The organism is Microbacterium sp. AG238, assembly GCF_003610405.1.
Classification (GTDB): Bacteria; Actinomycetota; Actinomycetes; order Actinomycetales; family Microbacteriaceae; genus Microbacterium.
The window spans coordinates 1694349-1712463 of record NZ_RAQC01000001.1; the positions used below are offsets into that span (position 1 = coordinate 1694349).

The 18115-nt window shown below is 72.1% G+C and carries 18 protein-coding genes; 8 read left to right on the forward strand and 10 right to left on the reverse strand.

The features are described 5' to 3' along the window. The first annotated feature begins 36 nt into the window (after nt 1-36). Genes nirB through DEU36_RS07945 form a run of 5 tightly spaced genes read left to right on the forward strand, consistent with a single transcriptional unit; the run spans nt 37 to nt 6080 of the window. Nucleotides 37-2613, forward strand: a complete 2577-nt coding sequence (nirB, locus tag DEU36_RS07925; protein ID WP_120263671.1) for a nitrite reductase large subunit NirB — start codon at nt 37-39, stop codon at nt 2611-2613. Next, nucleotides 2610-3017, forward strand: coding sequence for a nitrite reductase small subunit NirD (gene nirD, locus DEU36_RS07930; protein WP_120263672.1), 408 nt, complete (start codon nt 2610-2612; stop codon nt 3015-3017). Before nirB ends, nirD begins: the two co-directional genes overlap by 4 nt. Next, complete coding sequence (cobA, locus tag DEU36_RS07935) at nt 3014-4243, forward strand: uroporphyrinogen-III C-methyltransferase (protein ID WP_120263673.1); 1230 nt, start codon at nt 3014-3016, stop codon at nt 4241-4243. The genes nirD and cobA overlap by 4 nt, the downstream gene beginning before the upstream one ends. Continuing rightward, on the forward strand, nt 4240-5385 hold the full coding sequence (locus DEU36_RS07940; RefSeq protein ID WP_120263674.1) for a uroporphyrinogen-III synthase: 1146 nt from the start codon (nt 4240-4242) through the stop codon (nt 5383-5385). Before cobA ends, DEU36_RS07940 begins: the two co-directional genes overlap by 4 nt. Continuing rightward, a complete protein-coding gene (locus DEU36_RS07945) occupies nt 5382-6080 on the forward strand; it encodes a sirohydrochlorin chelatase (protein WP_120263675.1) in 699 nt (232 codons plus the stop codon). The genes DEU36_RS07940 and DEU36_RS07945 overlap by 4 nt, the downstream gene beginning before the upstream one ends. Nucleotides 6081-6105: 25 nt before the next feature. Here DEU36_RS07945 and DEU36_RS07950 read toward each other — a convergent pair whose 3' ends face one another. Together DEU36_RS07950 and DEU36_RS07955 are read right to left on the reverse strand one after the other, a co-directional pair. Beyond that, on the reverse strand, nt 6106-6774 hold the full coding sequence (locus DEU36_RS07950; RefSeq protein ID WP_183045317.1) for a ThuA domain-containing protein: 669 nt from the start codon (nt 6772-6774) through the stop codon (nt 6106-6108). A gap of 97 nt (nt 6775-6871) precedes the next feature. Next, nucleotides 6872-7498, reverse strand: a complete 627-nt coding sequence (locus DEU36_RS07955) for a TetR/AcrR family transcriptional regulator (RefSeq protein WP_120264441.1) — start codon at nt 7496-7498, stop codon at nt 6872-6874. Nucleotides 7499-7562: 64 nt separating this feature from the next. Here DEU36_RS07955 and DEU36_RS07960 point away from each other — a divergent pair, with 64 nt between their 5' ends. From DEU36_RS07960 to DEU36_RS07970, 3 genes are all read left to right on the forward strand, one after another. Then, complete coding sequence (locus DEU36_RS07960; RefSeq protein ID WP_120263677.1) at nt 7563-8633, forward strand: agmatine/peptidylarginine deiminase; 1071 nt, start codon at nt 7563-7565, stop codon at nt 8631-8633. Further along, nucleotides 8630-10351 (forward strand): amidase, encoded by a 1722-nt coding sequence (locus DEU36_RS07965; protein WP_120263678.1) that lies wholly within the window; start codon nt 8630-8632, stop codon nt 10349-10351. Before DEU36_RS07960 ends, DEU36_RS07965 begins: the two co-directional genes overlap by 4 nt. Before the next feature lie 66 nt (nt 10352-10417). Further along, entirely contained in the window at nt 10418-11785 is a 1368-nt protein-coding gene (locus tag DEU36_RS07970) for an aminotransferase class V-fold PLP-dependent enzyme (RefSeq protein WP_120263679.1), read from the forward strand. Here the strand turns inward: DEU36_RS07970 and DEU36_RS07975 are convergent, their stop codons facing one another. The 8 genes from DEU36_RS07975 to DEU36_RS08010 all read right to left on the reverse strand — a co-directional run bounded on the left by DEU36_RS07975 (nt 11786) and on the right by DEU36_RS08010 (nt 18042). After that, a complete protein-coding gene (locus tag DEU36_RS07975; protein WP_120263680.1) occupies nt 11786-12256 on the reverse strand; it encodes a hypothetical protein in 471 nt (156 codons plus the stop codon). Further along, nucleotides 12253-12873, reverse strand: a complete 621-nt coding sequence (locus DEU36_RS07980; RefSeq protein ID WP_259455274.1) for a S26 family signal peptidase — start codon at nt 12871-12873, stop codon at nt 12253-12255. The genes DEU36_RS07975 and DEU36_RS07980 overlap by 4 nt, the downstream gene beginning before the upstream one ends. Before the next feature lie 13 nt (nt 12874-12886). Then, nucleotides 12887-13528 (reverse strand): SipW-dependent-type signal peptide-containing protein, encoded by a 642-nt coding sequence (locus DEU36_RS07985; RefSeq protein ID WP_120263681.1) that lies wholly within the window; start codon nt 13526-13528, stop codon nt 12887-12889. Nucleotides 13529-13536: 8 nt separating this feature from the next. After that, the gene (locus DEU36_RS07990; protein WP_120263682.1) at nt 13537-14139 is read right to left on the reverse strand and encodes a SipW-dependent-type signal peptide-containing protein; all 603 of its coding nucleotides are present in this window, start codon (nt 14137-14139) and stop codon (nt 13537-13539) included. Between the two features lie 207 nt (nt 14140-14346). Continuing rightward, a complete protein-coding gene (locus tag DEU36_RS07995; protein ID WP_120263683.1) occupies nt 14347-15081 on the reverse strand; it encodes a hypothetical protein in 735 nt (244 codons plus the stop codon). A gap of 59 nt (nt 15082-15140) precedes the next feature. Next, nucleotides 15141-16610: a cardiolipin synthase gene (cls, locus tag DEU36_RS08000; protein ID WP_259455348.1), complete on the reverse strand. Its 1470-nt coding sequence runs from the start codon at nt 16608-16610 to the stop codon at nt 15141-15143. 65 nt (nt 16611-16675) lie between these two features. Next, nucleotides 16676-16867 carry a hypothetical protein gene (locus DEU36_RS08005; protein WP_120263685.1) on the reverse strand — a complete coding sequence of 64 codons (192 nt, stop codon included), beginning with the start codon at nt 16865-16867 and terminating at the stop codon, nt 16676-16678. A gap of 5 nt (nt 16868-16872) precedes the next feature. After that, nucleotides 16873-18042, reverse strand: a complete 1170-nt coding sequence (locus tag DEU36_RS08010; protein WP_120263686.1) for a DUF4192 family protein — start codon at nt 18040-18042, stop codon at nt 16873-16875. Nucleotides 18043-18115: the final 73 nt, after the last annotated feature.

Here is an 18115-nt window from a genome sequence, read left to right on the forward strand (position 1 = left end):
GACGACCCGGCAACCTCGCCCGCGTACGGTCGCGGCATGAGCTCCACCGGCCCCACCCGACACGTCGTCGTGGTGGGTGCCGGGATGGTCGCCCACCGTTTCGTCGAGAGCCTGCTGAGCCGCGCCGACGACACCTGGCGCGTGACGGTCGTCGGCGACGAGCCGCGACACCCCTACGACCGGGTCGGGCTGACATCGTTCTTCGCCGGCGCCTCCACCGAAGACCTCGAGCTCGACCGCTCGCCGTTCGACGACGAGCGCGTGCGGTTCCTCCGCGGGCGCACCGTCACCCGCATCGACCGCGACGCCGCTGAAGTGCTCGTCGACACCGGCGAGCGCATCGGCTACGACCGGCTCGTGCTCGCGACCGGCTCGTACGCGGCCCGGCTGGCGGTGGACGGATACGACCACGAGGGCTGCTTCGTCTACCGCACCCTCGACGACGTCGAAGCGCTCGAGGCGTTCGTGCAGCGACGCTCGGCTGAGCTCGGCCGACGGCTGACCGGAACCGTCATCGGCGGCGGCCTGCTCGGCCTCGAAGCGGCGGGCGCGCTGCAGGGGCTCGACGTCGACTGCACCGTGGTGCAGTCCTCCGACAGGCTGATGTCGGCTCAGCTCGACCTTCCGGCCGGAGATGCCCTGCGCCGCCTGATCACGGCACGGGGAATCGGGGTGCGGACCTCAGCGCTGACCACCCGGCTCGACGCCGATCGCACCGGCCAGGTGGTCGGGCTCGAGTTCCGCGACGGCACGTGGGAGCGCACCGACGTCGTGGTCTTCACCGTCGGTGTCCGCCCCCGCGACGAGCTCGCGCGCGATACCGGCCTCGCCGTCGACCCGCGCGGCGGCGTCGTGATCGACGAGGGATGCGACACCTCGGATGCCCGCATCCTGGCGATCGGCGAGGTCGCCAGCTTCGGCGGTCAGTGCGTCGGGCTCGTTGCTCCCGGCTACGCGATGGCCGAGGTCGCCGCGACGCGCCTGCTCGGGCTCGACGCCATCTTCGGCGGCTTCGACGTGTCGACGAAGCTGAAGCTGTCGGGCGTGGATGTCGCGAGCTTCGGCGACGCGTTCGCCGAGACGCCCGGCGCCCTCGACGTCGTCTACGCCGACCCCGTGGCGGGTGTCTACAAGAAGCTCGTGCTCTCGGATGACGCCAAGACCCTGCTCGGCGGCATCCTCGTCGGCGATGCCTCGGCGTACGGTTCGCTGCGCCCGCTCGTGGGCGGCGCGCTCGGCGGCGACCCGGTCGCCTACCTGATGCCGGACGGCGGCGTCGCGGCCCCGACCGGCGAGCTGCCCGATGCGGCCCTCGTCTGCTCGTGCAACAGCGTGACGGCGGGCGGCATCCGTTCGGCCGTCCACGACGAGGGATGCACGGATGTCGCCGCCGTCAAGGCCTGCACGAAGGCGGGAGCCGCGTGCGGCTCGTGCGTCCCGATGATCAAGAAGCTGGTCGGCGCCGAGCTCGCGAAGTCGGGGGCGACCGTCAGCAACGCCCTCTGCGAGCACTTCGACCTGTCGCGCCGGCAGCTCTTCGACGCAGTGCGGGTGTCGGGTCTGACGACGTTCAGCGCCGTGATCGAGCGCTTCGGCGCGGGGCGCGGATGCGACATCTGCAAGCCCACGCTCGCCAGCATCCTGTCGACCCTCACCGGCCGTCACGTGCTCGACGGCGAGAACGCAACGCTGCAGGACACGAACGATCACGTCATGGCGAACATGCAGAAGGACGGCAGCTACTCCGTCGTCCCCCGCATCCCGGGCGGCGAGATCACCCCGGCGAAGCTGCTCGTGATCGCGCAGGTCGCCCAGGACTTCAACTTGTACACGAAGATCACCGGCGGCCAGCGGATCGACCTCTTCGGGGCCCGGCTGGAACAGCTGCCGGCGATCTGGGGGCGACTCGTCGAGGCCGGCTTCGAGTCGGGTCACGCGTACGGCAAGTCGCTGCGCACCGTGAAGTCGTGCGTGGGGTCGACCTGGTGCCGGTACGGGGTGCAGGACTCCGTCGGCATGGCGGTGCGCCTCGAGCTGCGGTATCGCGGACTGCGCGCTCCCCACAAGTTCAAGCTCGGGGTCTCGGGATGCGCCCGCGAATGCGCCGAGGCCCGCGGGAAGGACGTGGGGGTGATCGCGACCGAGACCGGGTGGAACGTCTATGTCGGCGGAAACGGCGGGTTCACTCCGCGTCACGCGGTGCTGCTGGCCGAGAACCTCGACGACGACGCCCTCCTGACGACGATCGACCGCTTCCTGATGTACTACATCTCGACGGCCGACCGGCTGCAGCGCACCGCTCCGTGGTTCGAAGACCTCGAGGGCGGGATCGACGGTCTGCGCGCCGTCATCTTCGACGACGCGCTCGGGATCTGCGCCGATCTGGATGCCGCGATGGCGCGCCACATCGACGCCTACGAGGACGAGTGGGCGGCGACCCTCGCCGACCCCGACAAGCTGCGGCGTTTCGCGTCGTTCGTCAACGCGCCGACGACGCCGGACCCCTCGCTGGCGTACACCGTCGAGCGAGGTCAGCCGCGGCCCGCGACCGCCGACGAACGCACGGAAGACCGCGTGCTCATCGCCGGCACGACCCTGGAGGTGCGGCGATGACCCTGGTGGACGACACGGTGAGCGAGATCGACAGCGCGCTGCGCGCGCAGAGCCGCAGCTCGGCGTGGACGGCGGTGTGCCGGCTCGACGACCTCGAGGTCGAGCGTGGCCGTGCGGCGCTGCTCGGAGACCGGCAGATCGCCCTGTTCCTCCTGCACGACGGTCGTGTTCACGCGACGGCCAACCTCGACCCGTACAGCGGCGCGAACGTCATGTCGCGCGGGATCGTCGGCACCCGCGGCGACGCGCCCACGGTCGCGTCGCCGATGTACAAGCAGGTCTTCGACCTGCGGACGGGCGCATGCCTCGACACCCAGGGCAAGGAGCAGCGGATGCTGCCGGTCTGGCCGGTGACCGTAAATGGCGAGGGCACCGTCTTCATCCGCGACGGAGGTGCGGCATGACCACGATGCTCGGGCTCTCGCTCACCGGCCGTCGCGTCGTCTTCGTCGGCGGCGGGGCTGTCGCCGCCCGGCGGATCGGCCGGTTCCTCGACGAAGGAGCGGACGTCCGGGTCGTCTCCCCCGCCCTCGGCGACGCCATGCGGGATGTCGTGACCGCGCACGGCCTCACCTGGCTGCCGCGCGACGTGCGGCGGGACGATATCGCCGACGCGTGGCTCGTGCACACGGCTACCGGCATCCCCCAGGTGGATGCCGCGGTCGCGGCGTGGTGCGAATCGGACCGCGTCTTCTGCGTGAACACCTCCGACGGGGCGCACGGCTCGGCGCGGCTGGCGGCCGAGACCCGCAGCGGCGACGTCATCGTGGGGGTCGCCTCGGACGCGGGCGTCGACCCGCGACGCGCGGTGCGCCTGCGCGACGCGATCGCCGCCGCGCTGCGTGCCGGGATGCTGCCGCTGCGCCGACGCCGCCGCGGCGGTGGCCGGGTCGATCTCGTCGGCGGCGGCCCGGGTCCGGCCGACCTCATGACCGTGCGGGGCCGGCGCCTCCTCGCCGAAGCGGATGTCGTCGTGGCCGACCGGCTCGGCCCCGTCGATGTCCTTCACGAGCTCGAGCCCGGTGTCGAGGTCATCGACGTCGGCAAGCAGCCCGGCCACCACCCGGTGACGCAGGACGAGATCAACGCCCTGCTGGTCGCTCATGCCCGCGCCGGCAAACGCGTCGTGCGCCTCAAGGGCGGCGATCCGTTCGTCTTCGGCCGCGGTGGCGAGGAGGTCGCGGCCTGCCACGCGGCCGGCATCCCGGTCGAGGTCGTCCCCGGCCTCACGAGCATCGTCTCGGTGCCGCAAGCCGCCGGTATCCCGGTCACCCACCGCGGCGTCTCGGGCGGGCTCCACGTCGCCAACGGCCAGGGGCCGATCACGCCGTCGACACGGGCGGCGCTCGGCGACGACGCGATCACGACCGTCTTCCTGATGGGCGTCGCCGCGCTGCCGCGCATCGTCGAGGCCGCGCGGGCCGCGGGCGCTCCTCTCAAGCGTCCGGTCGCCATCGTCGAGCGGGGGCACACGCCGCAGCAGCGCACGACCCGATCGACGCTCGCGACGGTGCTCGCGGATGCCGCAGCCGCCGGTGTCACGAATCCCGCCGTCATCGTGATCGGCGAGGTCGCCCGAGCGGACCTGCTGCTCGCGCCGGCTGAGGAGCGGGAGCGCGTCATCCGGTGAACCAGTCCGTCCGTCCCGCGCTCTCCGCCGCCCTCGGCGGCTGCACGATCGTCATCGCCGTCGATCGGCGCTCGAACGAGCTCGCGACGGCGCTCGAGCGGCACGGGGCGAGCGTGCGACACGCGCCGGCGCTGAGCATCGTGCCGCACATCGACGACGAGGCGCTCATCTCGGCGACGCACTCGCTGATCGCAGATCCGCCGGATGTCGTCGTCGTGACGACAGGCGTGGGATTCCGGGGGTGGATGGAGGCCGCCGACGAAGCAGGGCTCCTCGACGATCTGCACGACGCCTTCGCCGGCGCCCAGATCGTCGCCCGCGGGCCCAAGGCGCGCGGCGCGATCCAGCAAGCGGGTCTGCTGGCGGACTGGGTCGCCGAGTCGGAGACCTCGGGTGAGCTCGGCGAGTTCCTGCTCGCCGAAGGCGTGCGCGGTCGCCGCGTCGCGGTGCAGCATCACGGCTCGGGAGCCGATGGCCTCGACGAACTGTTCACGGGGGCGGGCGCGGAGGTCGTCAGCCTCACCGTGTACCGGTGGGGGCCGCCGCCGGATCCGGCCGCCGTCGCGCGATCGGTCGTCGCGACCGCGCAGGGTGAGGTCGACGCGGTGCTGTTCACGTCCGCTCCGGGCGCAGCGGAATGGATCGCGACGGCCCGCCGGGAAGGCGTCCTCGACGACATCGTCCAGCGGGCGCACGGCCGGAGGCTGCTTCTCGCGGCCGTCGGGCCGATCACCGCAGCCCCCCTCCGCGGCGCCGGAGCGGAACCTCTGATCGCCGAACGCGGGCGGTTGGGCTCGCTCGTCCGCGCCGTCGTCACCCATTTCGGCGGCGGCCACGCGCCCTCGCTTCTCACCCCGGCCGGACGACTGGAGCTGCGCAGCTCGGCCGCCGTCCTCGACGGGCGCGTGATCCCGCTCTCACCGACCTCAGCCCTCATCCTCGAAGCACTCTTCGCCGCGGCGGGTGGCGTCGTGAGCCGCACCGATCTGCAGCGGTCGCTGCCGCGTTCGAGCGCCGGCGACCACGCCCTCGACGTCGCGATCGCCCGCACGCGCGAAGCGCTCGGGTGCCCCGGCCTCATCCGGACGGTCGTCAAACGCGGGTATCGACTCGACCTCACGACGACGGGAACGACGCCATGACCCCGGTCCTCATCGCCTGCTCCCACGGCACGAGCTCCCTCGAGGGCCGGGCCGCGATCGCCGGGGTCGTCTCGCGGGTGCGCGAGATGCTCCCCGGGGTGCAGGTCGAGGAGGCGTTCGTCGACGTGCAGGAGCCCGAGATCGACACCGTCGTCGCGGGCGTGCCCCCGGGGGCGGCATCCGTCGTCGTGCCACTGCTGCTCTCCACCGGCTTCCACACGCGGGTCGACATCGCACGCGCGGTCGCGGCGGCCCCCGGCCCGTGCGTCGCGACCCCCGCCCTGGGACCGCACGACCTGCTGGCTGGTCTGCTCGCCGAGCGGCTGCGCGCCGCCGGCCTGGCCGCGGGCGACGCCGCCCCCGGCGACGAAGCAGTCGTGCTCGCGGCGGCGGGATCGTCCGACCCGGCGGCCGAGGTCGACGTCATGGCGATGGCGGAGCTGCTGACCGCCCATCTGGGTATGCCGGTGTCGGTGGGCTTCGCCGCGGGCGCCGGCATCCGCATCGGCGTGGCGGTCGAGGCCGCGCGCGCGACAGGTGCGACGCGCGTCTTCGCCGCGAGCTACGTCCTCGCCCCCGGACACTTCGCGGGCGTGATCGCGAACGCCGGAGCAGACATCGTGACCGAGCCGCTCGCCCCCGACGACGCGGTCGCGGCGGTCGTCGTCGAGAGGTATCGCGCCGCGCTTCGCTGACGCGTCCGATCCACGGGTTCCCGGATCAGCTGCTCGCGACCGCCCAGGCCGCCAGAGCGGCGACGAGAGTCCGGTGTCCCGAGGCCTCGAAGGCGCGCTCATCGTGACCGAGCACGTCGACCGCGATGCGGCCGCCACCGTACTCCCGGACCCACGCCGCGGCCTCCTTCGCGCCATCGCCCTCGTGCCACGCGACGACGGTCCGGTGCCCGAGCCGCTGCAGCGCGCAGTAGCGCTCGTCGTGGGTGTGGAAGGTGGTGGGAACCTCGACGGGCACGGCATCCGGCTCGACCTGGACCGTCATCTCACCCGCCTCGGGGTGGAACGAGAGCTCGGGCAGCCAGATGGCGCCCAGCGCGGGTGCCCACTCCGGATAGTCGCGCAGCGACGAGACCGCCGAATGCACCGCCAGCACGCCGATGCCGCGCTCGAGCGCCGCGGCGAAGCCCGCGACCGAGGACGGCGGGGCGCCCCGCGTCAGGCTGCTTCCGCCGCGCCACGGATCGCCCGCGCAGACCGCGACGAGGTCGTAGCCGTCGAGGTTCGCCATGCCCTGATCGACGTCGTCCGACACGGCGACTTCCCAATCACGGTGACGGAGGATGTCGGCGACCTGCGCACCGACCTCGGCGAACGGATGCCACGGGTCGGCGTACCGCCCCGATCCGGTCAGGACGAGTGCTCGATGTGCCATGGGTGTGCTCCCTCGCTCGCGTGATCCCACCGTAGGGGCCATGCGCTTCCCGCGCCGACGGGTTGAGAATCGCCGCCCCCTGTGAAAGCGGTCCCGGTCACCGCGCCACGAGGTCTCCCGCGCGCAGCCCGAGCACCGCCTCGACCGCCGTCGACATCAGGCGGATGCGCGAGTCGGCGTCGCGCCACGACACGAGAGCGTGGGCGTTGAGCCCGTCGATCATCCCGAGCACTTGGGCCGCGACGGCCGCGGGGTCGTCGACCCGGAACGTGCCGGTGCGCACGCCGTCGCGGATGATGCCTTCGAGGAAGGCCGTCCAGGCGTCCATCTGCGTGCGCACCCGCTCGGCGAGCGCTTCGTTGCGACGGCCGAGCGCCCACGACTGCACCCACACGAGCGTGACGTCGGAGCGGCTGCCGTCGAGGAGCGTGCGCAGCAGCTCGCGTACCAGCACCACGGAATCGGGGTTGCCCGCGCGGAGGTGTTCGAGGTCGCGCAACTCGGCGGCGACGATCGTCTCGAATGCTGCGGCGACGACGTCGTCCATGCTCGGCGCATGGTGGGCGACCAGCGCCGACCCGACTCCCACCGACGCCGCGACCGCGCGCAGGGTCACCGCGCTGAGCCCCTGCTCGCGCGCGATGCTCTCGGCGGCGGCGGCGATCTGCGCGCGGCGCTGCTCTCCGCTCAGTCGCGCTCGCCCCGCGGAATCCTTTGACGCCATGCCCGCCAGTCTGTACGCTTCCGAGAAATTGATCAACTGATCAACTAGACCTCGGAGGACCGCGATGCCCTGGAGGATGCCGGCCGAGTCCGCGCCGCACGAGCGCACCTGGATGGCGTTCCCGCGCGTCGGGCTCACCCTGGGAGAGACTGACGCCGACCGCGCGGAGGGGTACGCCGCCTGGACCGCCGTCGCCCGCGCCGTCGCCGAGTTCGAGCCGGTCTCGATGCTCGTCGATCCGACCGAGACCGCACGGGCGCGCGATCTGCTCGGCAGCGGGATCGAGCAGCACGAGACGCCGGTCGACGAGTTCTGGATGCGCGACCACGGCCCCACCTTCGTGCTCGATGACGAGCGGCCGGGCGTCCTCGGCGCGGTCGACTGGATCTTCAACGGCTGGGGCGCCCCCGACTGGGCGGATTGGCGACTCTCCGCCGAGCACGCCCGCATCATCGCGGCTCACGTCGGAGCGGAGCTCGTCAGCTCGATGCTCGTCAACGAGGGCGGCGGCATCCACGTCGACGGCGCCGGCACGGTGCTGCTGACCGATACCGTCCAGCTCGACCCGCGCCGCAACCCCTTCGCCGATCGCGCCCGCGTGGAGGCAGAGATGCTCCGCACGATCGGCGCCGACACGGCCATCTGGCTGCCACGTGGGCTGACGCGCGACTACGACGAGTTCGGCACCAACGGCCACGTCGACATCGTCGCGACGTTCGCGGCCCCCGGCCGGGTGCTGCTGCACGCGCAGCCAGACCCTGCGCACCCCGACCACGCCGTCATGCCCGAGATCCGCGCCGCCCTCGAGGCCGCGACGGATGCCGCGGGCCGGGGCCTCGAGATCGTCGACCTACCCGGGCCCGCCCAGCTGCGCGACGACGAGGGCTTCGTCGACTTCAGCTACGTCAACCACCTCGTCGTCAACGGCGGGGTCGTCGCGTGCGGGTTCGGCGACCCGGCGGCGGACGACCGGGCCCGCGGGATCCTCGCCGATGCCTACCCCGGCCGCCGCGTGGTGACGGTCGACGCCCGCCCGCTCTTCGCTCGCGGCGGCGGCATCCACTGCATCACGCAGCAGCAGCCCGCTCTCCCCGCACCCTCCCCCGTCGACTCGCATACAGGGACCGACCGGTGATCGAGGTCAGCGAGGCCACGATCGCCGAGCTCGGGGCGGCGCTCGCGAGCGGCGAGACCACCGCGGTCGAGCTCGTCGAGGCCTACCTCGCCCGCATCGACGCCTACGACGGCCCCGACACCGCCACGGCGCTCAACGCAGTCGTCGTCAGCAACCCCGACGCCCTCACCGAAGCCCGCGCATCCGATGACCGTCGTGCCCGCGGTCAGAGCCGCGGCCCGCTCGACGGCATCCCCTACACCGCGAAGGACAGCTACCTGGTCCGCGGCCTGACTGCCGCCGCCGGAAGCCCCGCCTTCGCCGACCTCGTCGCGCAGCGCGACGCGTTCACGATCGAGCGGCTGCGGGATGCCGGGGCCATCTGCCTCGGCCTGACCAACATGCCCCCGATGGCCAACGGCGGCATGCAGCGCGGTCTTTACGGGCGGGCCGAGAGCCCGTACAACGCCGACTATCTGACCGCCCCGTTCGCGTCGGGGTCGTCGAACGGATCGGGCACGGCCACCGCCGCGAGCTTCGCCGCCTTCGGACTCGGCGAGGAGACGTGGTCGAGCGGGCGCGGGCCGGCCTCGTACAACGCCCTGTGCGCCTACACGCCCTCGCGCGGGGTGATCTCGGTGCGCGGCAACTGGCCCCTCGTCCCGACGATGGATGTCGTCGTGCCGCACACCCGCACGATGGCCGATCTGCTCGCCGTGCTCGACGTGATCGTCGCCGACGATTCCGACAGCCGCGGCGACTTCTGGCGGATGCAGCCCTGGGTCGCGATCCCCGCTGCCTCGGCCGTCCGCCCGCCCAGCTACCGCGACCTCGCCGTCGCGAACCCCGCCGCTGCCCGCGAAACCCTGGCCGGGCGGCGCATCGGCGTCCCGCGGATGTACATCGGCGCCGATCCGGATGCCGGCACCGCGGCCGAACCCGGCATCGGCGGGCCCACGGGGCGGCGCATCGAGACGCGGCCGGGGGTGATCGCACTGTGGCACGCACTGCGCGACGACCTCGAAGCGGCCGGAGCCGAGGTCGTCGAGACCGACTTCCCCGTCGTGTCGCGCTACGAGAACGACCGGCCGGGCGCGGGCTCCATCGCGACGAACGGCCGCGTGAGTGCCGAGTATCTGCGCCGCGAGATCGTCGATCTGTCGGCGTGGGCGTGGGACGACTTCCTCCGCGCCAATGGCGACCCCGCTCTCCCGGGGCTCGCGGGTGTCGGCGGCACGCGGATCTTCCCGCAGCCCGACGGCGCGCTGCCCGACCGCTACGACGGGTTCGACGACGACATCGCCGAGTACCCCGACTGGATCCGGTCCCACCCCGACACGGCGCTCACCGACATCCCGCAGCTCGAGGCCGGTCTCCGCGGTCTCGAGGAGACCCGGCGCGTCGGCCTCGAGGAATGGATGGATGCCGCCGGCCTCGACGCCGTCGCCTTTCCCGCCGTCGCCGACGTCGCTCGCGCGGACATGGACGTGAACCCCGCCTCCGCCGACCTCGGCTGGCGCAACGGCACCTGGATCGCCAACGGCAACCTCGCCGTCCGCCACCTCGGCATCCCGACCGTGACGGTTCCGATGGGGATCCTCCCCGACATCGGGATGCCGGTCGGTCTGACGATCGCCGGGCGCGCGTACGACGACAACGCGCTGCTCCGCCTCGGCGCGGCCGTCGAAGCGCTCGCTCCCCGCCGGGTCGCGCCGCCGCGCACGCCGCCGCTTCGCTGACCCCGTCGGGGCACCAGCCTGTCCCGAACCGCCCCGACAGAACTACCCTCGACGCAAGGAGGACCCATGACCGAGCGCTTCCCCGCCCGTATGCACGACGTCACCGACGAGACCCGCGCGATCGTCGATCTCGTGCTGGAGTACTCGCGCGGCCGGCTCCTCGCCGAGGACACGCCGCTCGACAAGCCCCTGCCGCCGTCCGAGCTGCGCCGGCTGGCCGGCCGCACGATCGACGCCGAGGGCATCGGCGCCCGCAAGGCCATCGGGGTCTTCGAGCACATCCTCGCCCCGTCGTGCATCTCGACCGACGACCCGCGCTACCTCTCGTTCATCCCCAGCGCGCCCTCGAAGGCCGCCGCCGCGTTCGACCTCGTCGTCTCGGCGAGCGCACTCTACGGCGGATCCTGGCTCGAGGGCGCCGGCGCGGTTCACGCCGAGAACGAGGTGCTGCGCTGGCTCGCCGACGAATTCGGGCTGTCCGCGAGCGCGGGGGGCGTCTTCGTGCAGGGCGGCACGCTCGGCAACCTCTCGGCGCTCGTCGCGGCACGCGAGACCGCCCGCGCCCGCGGCATCCGTCCCGACCGCTGGCGCGTGGTGTGCAGCGCAGAGGCGCATTCGTCGATCGCGTCGGCCGCGCGGGTCATGGATGTCGAGGTCGTGGCGGTCGCCGTCGCCGAAGACGGAGTGCTGCGGGGCGAGGCGGTGCGCGCCGCGCTCGCGGAGCACGGCGAGAGCGTCTTCGCCGTCGTCGCGACCGCCGGGTCGACCAATTTCGGCATCGTCGACGACATCGCATCGGTCTCGACGGTCACGCGCGAACACGGCGTCTGGCTGCACGTCGACGGCGCGTACGGTCTCGCGGCGATGCTCTCACCGGTCGCGCGCCATCGATTCGCCGGTGTCGAGAACGCCGACTCCGTGATCGTCGACCCCCATAAGTGGCTCTTCGCCCCGTTCGACGCGTGCGCGCTCATCTATCGCGACCCCGAACTCGGGCGGCGCGCCCACACGCAGCACGCCGAGTATCTCGACACGCTCACCGAGACCTCCGACTGGAGCCCGTCCGACTACGCCGTGCACCTCACGCGCCGGCCGCGCGGTCTTCCCCTGTGGTTCTCGCTCGCGACCTACGGCACCGATGTGTACCGCGACGCGATCACCCGGTCGATCGAGCTCGCGGAGCGCATCGCCGCTGAGATCGAACGCCGCCCCGAACTGACGCTCGTCCGCCGCCCGCAGCTCGGCGTCGTCGTCTTCGAGCGGGTCGGGTGGGAGCGGTCCGATTACGCCCGCTGGTCGTCGGACCTGCTCGAGCGCCAGCACGCCTTCGTCACCCCGAGCAGCCACGCGGGACGGACGAACGCACGCTTCGCGATCCTCAACCCGCGTACGACGTACGACGACCTCACCGGCATCCTCGACACGATGGCCTGATCACGCCGCGCAGGACGACGTGAGACCGACCGCGACGGAGAGGAAGCCGATCGTCGCGGTGTTCGTGGCGGCACGCTCCCAGCCGCCGGGGCCGACCGCGTAGAGGGTGAACACCGAGGAACCGACCTCGACGAGGCTGGGCGAGAGCGACACCGAGGTCGCCGTGGCCGGCAGGGTTCCCGAGCGGTTCGCCGCTCCCACGAGCGTCCACCGGTATCCGGCGATGTTCCCTCCCGTCGGTGCGGCGTTCCACCCGACGACCGCGGGCACGAGCAGCCCGGATTGCACGCACCGGACCGCCCCGGGCGAGGTCACCGTGATCGCCGAGAGCGTCGCCGAGGAAGCCACCTCGGCGTCGACCCAAGCCGCATCGGTCGTGATCGGGGCGAGCAACCCCGCGGCCGCACACCCCGCGAGCATGAGTCCGGCGGCGACGAACCGGCCACGGCTACGGGTGCGGCGCGGTCTCACGTTCGACCCCTCCGCGCGGATGCGGGCCGCCGCCGAGGTCTTCCGCGGCCCCGCCTGGGCCAGAAGACCGCCACGACGAGCACCGTCGCCGCCACGGTCACCCCGACCATGACGGGCGGCGTCGCACCGGCGGCGATCAGAGGCGCGGCCCCCGGGAGGGAGAACATCACGATGCGAACGCGTTCCACGTCGTAGGGGAACGGGTCCTCGACCGCGTTCGCATCACCGCGCATCGTGATCCGGCGCGCCTCGGGATCACCCTCCGGCACCCCGGCGACGCTCGTGACGCGGTGCGTGATCGGCAGCTTGCCCGCGCGTTCGACGGTCACGACATCACCTACGCGAACCTCCGAAGCCGGGATGCCGCGGGCGACGGCGGCCGCGCCGGCGGGGATCGTCGGCGACATCGAGCCGGTGCTGAACAGCGTCACACGCACGTCGAAGACGGCCGCCGCGATGGCCAGCACGATGCAGAGTGCTCCCGCCGCCGCCGCCACGACGAGGGCGACGTCACCGACCCGCGAGAGGCGGCCACGCCGCGGGGCGGCGACCTGTGCCGTCCGCGCCTCGGCACGGGTCGCCGCCCGCGTGGACGGTGGGAGGGTCGAGGAACTCATCTCACGCCCGCTCTCAGCTCGCCGACGTCCCCGTGAAGGTCCACGTCACCGTGCCGGATGTGCCCTGGAAGGTGTTGGCGGCGCCGGGCTGGATGCGCACCTCGACGCAGAAGCCGAGCTGAGCTCCCGCTGCGTCGATCGGGTTCGCGACGACGCTGCTCGGAACGGTGGTGACCGGGATGTAGGTCGACGCCCCTCCCGCGATGAAGACCGGCGTTCCCGAGGTGAAGGCGGCCGCGTTGCACGTGGCCGTCGGAACGGCGGCGCTCAGGCGCACTGCGCGGTACTCGAGCGCCGACGCCAGCCCGCCAGTCGCGGTCGCGGCCGTCAACGAGACCGTGCCTCCGACGGTCGAGGTGGGAGACGTGCGCACGTTGATCCAGGCCTGCGCCAGTGCGCCCGGCGAGAGCGCGCCGCCCGAGAAGGTCAGGGTCGCCGCGTTCGCGGTGGTCGCGTGGCTGGCGTAGGTCGGCGATCCGGCCGTCTGCGACTGCGTGTCGAACACGCTCGCGACGAACGCCCCGGTGGCCACCTCGCTGTCGGTCCAGGCCGCGATCGTCGAGGCCGCGCCGACCCCGAGCACGGTCCCCGCCGCGAGAACCGCCAGCACGCGCCGGCGCCGCCACCGACGCCGTGCGTCGCGTCTCGTCTGCATCCGCGGAATCAGGGCAGCGGGTCGCCCGACGTGCCCGCGAACTCCCACGTGATCGTTCCGGCCTCGCCCTGCCCGATCGCACCGGCCGTCACGACGAAGCAGAGGTTCACCGGGGTCCCTGCGGCAGTGAGGTCGAAGACGTCGACGGTTCCGGTCGCGTCGGCGGCGCGGTCGGCGACGACCTCCGCACCGGTGGGCGGGGCGGCTGCCGAACACGTCGCGCCGAAGTCGTCCTCGACGAACAGCGAGTAGGTGAGGTCGTCGCCGATTGCTCCGCCGATGACGTTCTCGACGGTGACGGCCGCCTCGTTCGTCGACGTGCCTGAGAGCTGCACGGCGAACGGCGCGTAGACGACATCGTCGGGGGCGAGAGTGTCGGCGTCGATCGTGAAGGTCAGGGTCTTCCCGGGCGCTGCGGCATCGCTCGTGAACGTCGTCCCGTCGGTGCTGCCCTGCAGGTCGAACGAGCCTGCGCCGAAGGTGCCCGTGGCGAACTCCGAGTCATTCCAGACGGCGAGGGTGACGATCGCACCGACGCCGAGCACCAGGCCGCCCGCCGCGAGCGCCAGGGCCATCCGCCGACGGCGGTGCGGCTCGGCGGGTCCGTCCATCCGGGATCGTTCTGCTGATGGGGGTGCGGATGTCATGGGGGGCTCCTCGGGCGCGACGCGGACGGTTCAGGTCCTGAGGACTGTAGCCGCGGGATGCACGCGTGCGAGAGGCTCGTGAGCAGAACCCGTATGCGGGGATTCGCGCTCAGCGTTCCCTCAGTAGTCGGGTCCGCCGACTACTGGGGAAACGCCCGAGGAGCGCCGGAATCAGCCGATGACGGCGACGCGCTGCTCGTCGCCCGCGGGCGAGACGAGCACGATCTCGCCGGGGCGCGCATCGTCTGATACACCCTCGACCGTGAGCACGCTCAGCCGGGGCGCGTAGTCCATCGTGCACACCTGGTCGGCGGCTGCAGCCGCCTCGGTGGCGCGCACCGCGTCGCCGTCGAGGGCCACGGACTCGAACACGGGCGGGCAGCTCGACGAACCCCAGGTCAGTAGCACGAGACCCGCGTCGTCGAACCAGCCGGCGCTCGGCATCATCTCGTCGTTCACGTCACCCGTCGGTGCTTCGAGGCCCGCGACCCCGTCGAGGTCGGCGTCGCCGGTGTACCCACCGGTCACGACAATCTCGAGGTCCTGCGCGGGGTCGATGCCCGCCGGCAGCCCGACGTACGACGCCCGCGGCACGTAGTCACGCGTGCACGCCGCACCCTCGGGGTCGCTCAGCTCGACCGTGACCGTCTGCCCGGAGGCCGAGACCTCGCCGACGACCGGCTGGCACGACGAGCTGCCGTAGGTCACGAGGCCGACGGCACGCCCGCCGTCGAGCCACGCAGCCTCGACGTCGGCCTCCGGCGAGGGCGCGGGCGAGCCGGCATCCGACCCGCTGGATGGCGCGCCGCCGGGGGCGGCCCCACCGGGAGTCGTGGCGCAGCCTGCGAGAGCGAGTGCTGCGAGGAGCAGCAGAGCGGATGCCGCGGTCGTGCGTGTCGTCGTCATGATCTCATCCTTCCGTCATCCCGAGAGTGTCGCGTCACCGCGCATCGTCTCAGAACGGATCACTGCAGGGCGGAGGTCAGACGCGCGAGGTTGTCGAGCACCGTCGATCGGAGCGGCTGCTTCATCCATTCCTCGAGGGTGAGCTCGCGCGAGAGCGATCGGTACTGGTCCTCGACCTGACGCAGCTGAGCGATGAACTCCTCGCCGCGCACGAGCATGGAAATCTCGAGGTTCAGACCGAACGACCTCATATCCATGTTGCTCGAGCCGATGATGGCGACGTCGTCGTCGATCGTCAGGCTCTTCGTGTGCAGGATGTACGGCCTGCGGTACATCCAGATCTTCACGCCCGCTCGCAGCAGCGCCTCGTAGTAGCTGCGCTGCGCGTGGTAGACCATCGCCTGATCGCCCTCTTCCGAGACGAACAGCTCGACCTGCAGGCCGCGCTGGCACGCCGTCTGCACCGCGAGCAGCAGTCCTTCGTCGGGCACGAAGTACGGGCTGACGATGATCACGCGCTTCTGCGCGGCGAACAGGAGCGCGGTGAAGAGCTTGAGGTTGTTCTGGAACTCGAATCCCGGCCCGGACGGGACGATCTGGCAGTCCAGGTCTCCCGGCCCGCTCTCGAGCTCGAACAGGCCGACGTCCTCCGAGGGGGCCGAGCCGGTCTCGCTGTACCAGTCCGAGAGGAACACCGCGTCGATGCTGGCCACCACGGGACCCTGCACCCTCACCATCAGGTCGACCCAGTGCAGGCCTCGCTTGATGTTCTTCTTCAGGTTGTACGTCGAGTCGGTCATGTTCTGCGACCCGGTGAACGCCACCTGCCCGTCGATGACGATCAGCTTGCGGTGGTTGCGCAGGTCGGGTCGCTGATACTTGCCCCGCAGCGGCTGCACCGGGAGCATGTGATGCCAGTCGGCTCCCATGGCCGTGAGCCGCTTGACGGTGGCGCGATAGTTCGGCTTGCCTCGGTTGGCCCAGTAGTCCAAGAGCACTCGAACGGTCACCCCGCGGGCGGCGACCTCCTCGAGCGCCGCGAAGAAGACGTCGGTCGTCTTGTCGGACTGGAGGATGTAGAACTCCACGTGCACGTACCGCTCGGCCTTGCGCACCTCTTCCGCCATCCGGCGGATGCTCTCCTCGTAGTCGGAGATGATCTCCGCGCCGTTGTCGCCCGCGAGTGGCATCGCGCCGAGGTTGCGGTTGAGCGTGACGACGGAGGTGAACCAGGCCGGAGCATCGGGGCGCAGGGTCCCGAAGTCGAGCCCCTCGCTGGTCTCGCGGATGTACTGGTTGATCTCGCGCTGCATCCGGCGCCGTTTGCGCGGGAGGCGCGGATTGCCGATCAGCAGGAAGAGGAAGACGCCGACGAACGGAATGAAGTAGATCGCCAGAAGCCACGCCATGGCGGCGGTGGGCCGCCGGTTTCGCGGGACGACGATGATCGCGGTGATGCGGATGATCAGGTCGGCGATGAAGACCAGGACGAGCCACCAACCGGGGAACTCGAACGCGGTGAACTCGATCGTCACGCCGCCCCTCCGATCTGCTCGGAATCAGCGTATCGGGCGCGACCGCTCATCCCACGGGGTCAGGGGGTCGAGCTATCGGGCGTCGGCGCGGCGAGCCCGCGGGCCGCACGCTCCTGCGCCTCGATCTTCGCGTACGCCCGGCGCTCGGTGCGATCCATGCGCAGGATGCCGCGGAGGACGAAGACGAAGAGCACCGAGACCACCAGGGTCGGCAGCAGCGACCAGATGACCGCGCTCACGTATTCGTCCATGCCCCCTATCGTACGTGTCCCCGCTGATGAAAGGCCCAGTCGGGGAGGTGACCGATCTGCGCGAACGACAGCAGGATCTCGGCGAGCCCGTGATCGGGGTCGATCTCCAGGGCGCGCTCGGCGTACGACGCGGCGTGCGTGGAGCGCCCGAGCGCCCAGGCGAGCCACGCGCACAGCGCGAGCGGCCCCGGCCGCAATCGGCGCGGAGCCAGCGCGGCGACCTCGCGCACCACCGCGAGCGCGGCCAGCAGCCGGTCGGGATCGGGCCGGTCGCCGTCACCCCACATGATCCGGCCGAGCCGCTCGGGATACTCCTCGCCTTCCTCCCACCGGCGCTGCGCATCGAGGGCGTCGTCGCCGCGGCCGGCATCCGTCGCCCACTGCACGAGGGCCACGTCACGCAGTGAGGGACGCGAGAGGCACCACACCAGCAGCGCCACGACGAGGGGGTCGAGGTCGGCGGGATCGCCCTCGAGCACCCGCTCGAACAGTCGCGGCGGATCGTCGAGCTCGCACGCGGCCTCGAGCGCCGCCTGGTCGACGCTGCCCGCGCCGTCCGTCTCACCGCGCGGCCGCCGACGACCACCGCCCACCCGCGGTATGCCGCACAGCACCGCGAGCGCCGCTTCGAGCGAGCGCAGTGCGCCGCCCACCACGCGGCGTTCCGCGGCGCTGCGTCGCGGCAGGTCCGCGCCGGCAGCGTGGTCGCGATCGATCGCCGTGCCGGGGCCTGGATCACCGTGGCGTGCAGCGGCCCGTTCGATCTCGCTCAGCGGCCTCCCACCCGCCGGGCACGACGCGTCGAGGTGCGACCCCCAGCCGTCCGTCGCGACGGTCAGCAGATCGACGACCCGCACGCCGCAGACGTCGGCCGCCCGGCTGACCGCCGCCAATACGGGGACCCCCGGCAGCCCGTCACCCGCGGACTCGGGAGCGTACGCGATCGCCGTCAGGGCATCGGCATCCGGGATGCGGCACACCATTCCGACGATCGTCGCGGCGGCGCTGTCGAGGTCGCCGAGCGCGCCGGTCGGCAAGTCGACCCGCATCGCGCCGAGGCTCCGGGAACCGGCGAACGGCACCACCACGAGGCTGCGGCTCGGGGCGAAGCCGAGCAGATGAGGAACGAGGGAGAGGAAGTGCGCGGCATCCGCGGCGCGAACAGTCGTGGTCATGCAGACCAGGCTGGCGCCGGGCGCGAGGGTGCGGAGATCGTCCGAGGCAGGATGTGGAAACCCTGCCCGGTGC

What these genes read in the sequence shown, in the direction of transcription:
- DEU36_RS07970 (WP_120263679.1), top strand. Translation starts at nt 10,418, where the DNA reads ATGACCGAGCGCTTCCCCGCCCGTATGCACGACGTCACCGACGAGACC.
- nirD (WP_120263672.1), top strand. Translation starts at nt 2,610, where the DNA reads ATGACCCTGGTGGACGACACGGTGAGCGAGATCGACAGCGCGCTGCGC.
- DEU36_RS08010 (WP_120263686.1), bottom strand. Translation starts at nt 18,042, where the DNA reads ATGACCACGACTGTTCGCGCCGCGGATGCCGCGCACTTCCTCTCCCTC.
- cobA (WP_120263673.1), top strand. Translation starts at nt 3,014, where the DNA reads ATGACCACGATGCTCGGGCTCTCGCTCACCGGCCGTCGCGTCGTCTTC.
- DEU36_RS07960 (WP_120263677.1), top strand. Translation starts at nt 7,563, where the DNA reads ATGCCCTGGAGGATGCCGGCCGAGTCCGCGCCGCACGAGCGCACCTGG.
- DEU36_RS07995 (WP_120263683.1), bottom strand. Translation starts at nt 15,081, where the DNA reads ATGACGACGACACGCACGACCGCGGCATCCGCTCTGCTGCTCCTCGCA.
- DEU36_RS07950 (WP_183045317.1), bottom strand. Translation starts at nt 6,774, where the DNA reads ATGGCACATCGAGCACTCGTCCTGACCGGATCGGGGCGGTACGCCGAC.
- nirB (WP_120263671.1), top strand. Translation starts at nt 37, where the DNA reads ATGAGCTCCACCGGCCCCACCCGACACGTCGTCGTGGTGGGTGCCGGG.
- DEU36_RS07990 (WP_120263682.1), bottom strand. Translation starts at nt 14,139, where the DNA reads ATGGACGGACCCGCCGAGCCGCACCGCCGTCGGCGGATGGCCCTGGCG.
- DEU36_RS07985 (WP_120263681.1), bottom strand. Translation starts at nt 13,528, where the DNA reads ATGCAGACGAGACGCGACGCACGGCGTCGGTGGCGGCGCCGGCGCGTG.
- DEU36_RS08005 (WP_120263685.1), bottom strand. Translation starts at nt 16,867, where the DNA reads ATGGACGAATACGTGAGCGCGGTCATCTGGTCGCTGCTGCCGACCCTG.
- DEU36_RS07945 (WP_120263675.1), top strand. Translation starts at nt 5,382, where the DNA reads ATGACCCCGGTCCTCATCGCCTGCTCCCACGGCACGAGCTCCCTCGAG.
- DEU36_RS07955 (WP_120264441.1), bottom strand. Translation starts at nt 7,498, where the DNA reads ATGGCGTCAAAGGATTCCGCGGGGCGAGCGCGACTGAGCGGAGAGCAG.
- DEU36_RS07980 (WP_259455274.1), bottom strand. Translation starts at nt 12,873, where the DNA reads ATGAGTTCCTCGACCCTCCCACCGTCCACGCGGGCGGCGACCCGTGCC.